A 3,056-nucleotide genomic window follows, 5' to 3' on the forward strand; every position below is an offset into this window, starting at 1 on the left:
GCCACTATTGATGTGTAGCCGTAATCGGCCAGAATTGGGATGAAAACCTCTCTGGGTAAGGGAAAAAGGTCAATTGCCTGAAAGTGAATACTTAATGATATACGCCTCCAAGGTGAATCGCCCTCCCCATCTAGGTTGATCGGTGATTGGATTGCAAGATTTTGTCAAAGTCCCGCTATCTGGTATTTGATTCATGACTATAACTCATCCTTACTGGTTTAGGACAACCAAGAGCATCAAGCTTTATTGGTCCTCCTCACTATAATTAATCACTCCAAAAATTGAATTTTTATACAATTTTATGTAAAGTTTTGTAACGAATATCATGGTCATCACCCAGGCAATTCAACCTATGAATGCTAAACTAAACCACGATTAGGATTAAATTAAACATATGGAGTTTGCTTGGGGAGAACTGGTTGAGGAAATTTTGCTTTTGCGATCGCGTAGCGTGACCTACGGTCAATCGCCTTTGGCGGGCTCTTCGAGCCATCGCATAACCTTTGTCCCCGACAGGAGATCAATCTGCTAGATTAATTTGCCTTGCAATTAAGTAGCCAAAAAGCGGGATAAAAACGGATTTTTTAGGGTATAATGGACACAGATGCCAACTAGCGTGAGCGATGCCTAATCGCCAGAAAAAATCAGGTACAATTAAGAAGCTCTCAACCCAGGTAGTCCCAGTAATTGGGATGTCAATGACGGTTGAAGCTGAGCTTTTTGCCATGATGGATCGTTTAGGCGTAGTTCGCTCTGAGTCCTATAACAAGCTGGGCAGCGTCAGTCATTGGGGACTTGATTGGAGGAAAGCTTATCCAGAAGTCAGAGCTTTTAGGACTCCAGAGTCTTTAGGGTTGCCATCCAAGCTAATGGAATGGACGGTTAGTGATGTCGCTAAAGCCATTAGTGCCCAACAAGCCGCTTGTATTGAAGCATTAGGAAAAATTCTGCATAAACAATTTCCAGGCAAAGAGAACGAAAAACGACGTTCTCAGTGCTACAAGCAATTATCGAGTTCTAGTTTTCTAGAGGATCCATTTCTACATCGAATTGTCAGGAAAACTTTTCAGCGTGGCCATTCTTGGGTAAATAATCAAATAGTCTACCAACAAAATGGTTACTCCTGTAAGCGAATATCTAGACACACTTATCAGTTAGAAATGGCGGGATTACGTAGAGGGAAACGGAATCGAATTCTCGTAAGGTCTAATCGAAAAATAACTGGACAGATTAGACTAATTCACAATCAAGATTTCCAGCGTTTTGAAATCCATTTTTTGGTTGAGCATGGAACTGTCAATATTGCCAAGGAAAGTCGTTTTCTGGGCGTAGATAAGGGTTACACAGAAGCGTTTTACGATTCAGATGGCCGTGCCCATGGTCTGGGCTTAGGCAAATTGGCAAGTAATAAGTCTGATAGAATTACTCAGAAAAACCGCCATCGTGGAAAATTGTGGGCACTGCATCGAAAGTTAAAAAAAATCGACCCGGCCAAATCAGCTCGCATACTAGAAAATAATCTGAGCCGAAAAACGGAAAATCGTCGCTACAGAAAAGACCAGGCAGGAATTATAGCCATTATAGGCGCTGCAAGTAGGTCACTTTTTAATGGGGAATCATTGAAAGTCTTCGCAGAAGATTTAACCGAACCAATCAAAGGGAAACGTCAATCATTAGCAATGTCTCGAAAATTGAATAGCTGGATGAAAGGAGCTATTCGAGACTCTTTACAAAAATGGGCTAACTGGACTGGTTCAGTAGTTTTAGAAATTCAGCCAAGCTACACGTCGCAAGTTGACTCCGTAACTGGCACCCTGTTAGGGGTCAGGAAAGGGGACACCTTTACCAGATTTAATGGGGTCGTGTTGCAGGCTGATCACAATGCTGCACGGAATATTCTTGGTCGTGGTACAGATCACGAGATCTCCCGGTATACGAAAAGGGAAGAAGTCCAAGCAGTATTGTTGCGTCGTACCGCGCGTTTCCTGGAAGGTATGGACTTGAGTTTAGCTGATGCGGTTAAGCTAGGATGGCTTGATTCTAAGCATAGCAGAACTCAAGCTTTTAGGGATCTCCTTGCCGGGATGCAAGGAACGCTTAGATAGTGAGTGGAAGGTTCGACTCCAGTTACTGCTTGACCACTCCTCACTCAAGCAACAATAAATTGACCTTGACCGATTTATCCGGGTTTACCCCGATTAATCACGGTTTAAGAGTATCCCTGATTAAAGCTCCCGTATCATTGGCACTGATGCGCGAACCCAGTTCTATCACATAGGTAGCTGGATTAGGAATTGCCCCTTTTTTGGTGGTGTAGTCATGGGTAACGGTAATCCCATGAACAGTTTTAGCACGACTAACCACCTCAGTACTGTAGAGGTTACGTGCCTCATTAATAACTTGAGTGGATAAGGCGGAATACTCTAGTGCGTGGGATTAAATTAGATCCATAGATAGACGAGACATGCTTGAGAGGGCAATTCCCACTCCCAGGCAAAACATGATCGTTAGAACCAGGATTATTCTCTGAAAAATTAGCTTTAGTAACCAGTGCCATAATTTAAAAATTAGGTGTCGCATCCCATAGAAACCCCAACCGAAAAGCGTGTTATTCAAAATCCCTTTCACCCCTGGTTGAGAACACAATCTCAGAGGTGATAGTTATAGAGTTCCCTGAAATGCTGCCAAAACCTAAATTTCCCTTGCCATTAGGACTAATACCTAATAGTTAATCGAGCCAATTTGAAAAATCCTGGTAAAATTTATCAAGAGACAACAACTGAATTCTCGGGTCATTACAAGCAAATTCTTGCTCAGTTTTTGTGTTGTAGCCCCAATCAGCTAGATAGAGTTTCACCGCTTTGAGGTCTGGCTGCTGTTGCACAGATTGAAGGGTCTTGATCCGATCTTCCACAAACCATAGTGTTACAGCTTCCCCTGGAAAAGTTTCAATTAATTGTCGTAGGGTTTGATGTTTGGGTCGTTTGGACTCCTTGCCAATAATTCTGTCTTGTGGTAATTTAATACCTTGTTGCAGCAATAGTTGTTTGATGAAG

3 protein-coding genes and 1 pseudogene are annotated in these 3,056 nt (G+C 42.5%); 1 reads left to right on the plus strand and 3 read right to left on the minus strand.

Going from position 1 to position 3,056, the window contains the following annotated elements; genetic code table 11:
• Positions 1-364: 364 nt before the first annotated feature.
• The gene (locus tag F6K53_RS36260) at positions 365-493 is read right to left on the minus strand and encodes a hypothetical protein (RefSeq protein ID WP_293084271.1); all 129 of its coding nucleotides are present in this window, start codon (positions 491-493) and stop codon (positions 365-367) included.
• Between the two features lie 130 nt (positions 494-623).
• Here F6K53_RS36260 and F6K53_RS36265 point away from each other — a divergent pair, with 130 nt between their 5' ends.
• Positions 624-2,105, plus strand: coding sequence for a zinc ribbon domain-containing protein (locus F6K53_RS36265; protein WP_293056330.1), 1,482 nt, complete (start codon positions 624-626; stop codon positions 2,103-2,105).
• Positions 2,106-2,202: 97 nt separating this feature from the next.
• Here the strand turns inward: F6K53_RS36265 and F6K53_RS36270 are convergent, their stop codons facing one another.
• Together F6K53_RS36270 and F6K53_RS36275 are read right to left on the minus strand one after the other, a co-directional pair.
• On the minus strand, positions 2,203-2,364 hold the full coding sequence (locus F6K53_RS36270; RefSeq protein WP_293084274.1) for a hypothetical protein: 162 nt from the start codon (positions 2,362-2,364) through the stop codon (positions 2,203-2,205).
• Positions 2,365-2,728: 364 nt separating this feature from the next.
• Positions 2,729-3,056 (minus strand): annotated as a pseudogene (locus tag F6K53_RS36275) (HAD family hydrolase); the annotation flags it as partial.

The sequence above is a fragment of the Moorena sp. SIO4A1 genome, assembly GCF_010672065.1.
Taxonomy (GTDB): Bacteria; Cyanobacteriota; Cyanobacteriia; order Cyanobacteriales; family Coleofasciculaceae; genus Moorena.

What these genes read in the sequence shown, in the direction of transcription:
- F6K53_RS36260 (WP_293084271.1), bottom strand. Translation starts at nt 493, where the DNA reads ATGGCTCGAAGAGCCCGCCAAAGGCGATTGACCGTAGGTCACGCTACG.
- F6K53_RS36265 (WP_293056330.1), top strand. Translation starts at nt 624, where the DNA reads ATGCCTAATCGCCAGAAAAAATCAGGTACAATTAAGAAGCTCTCAACC.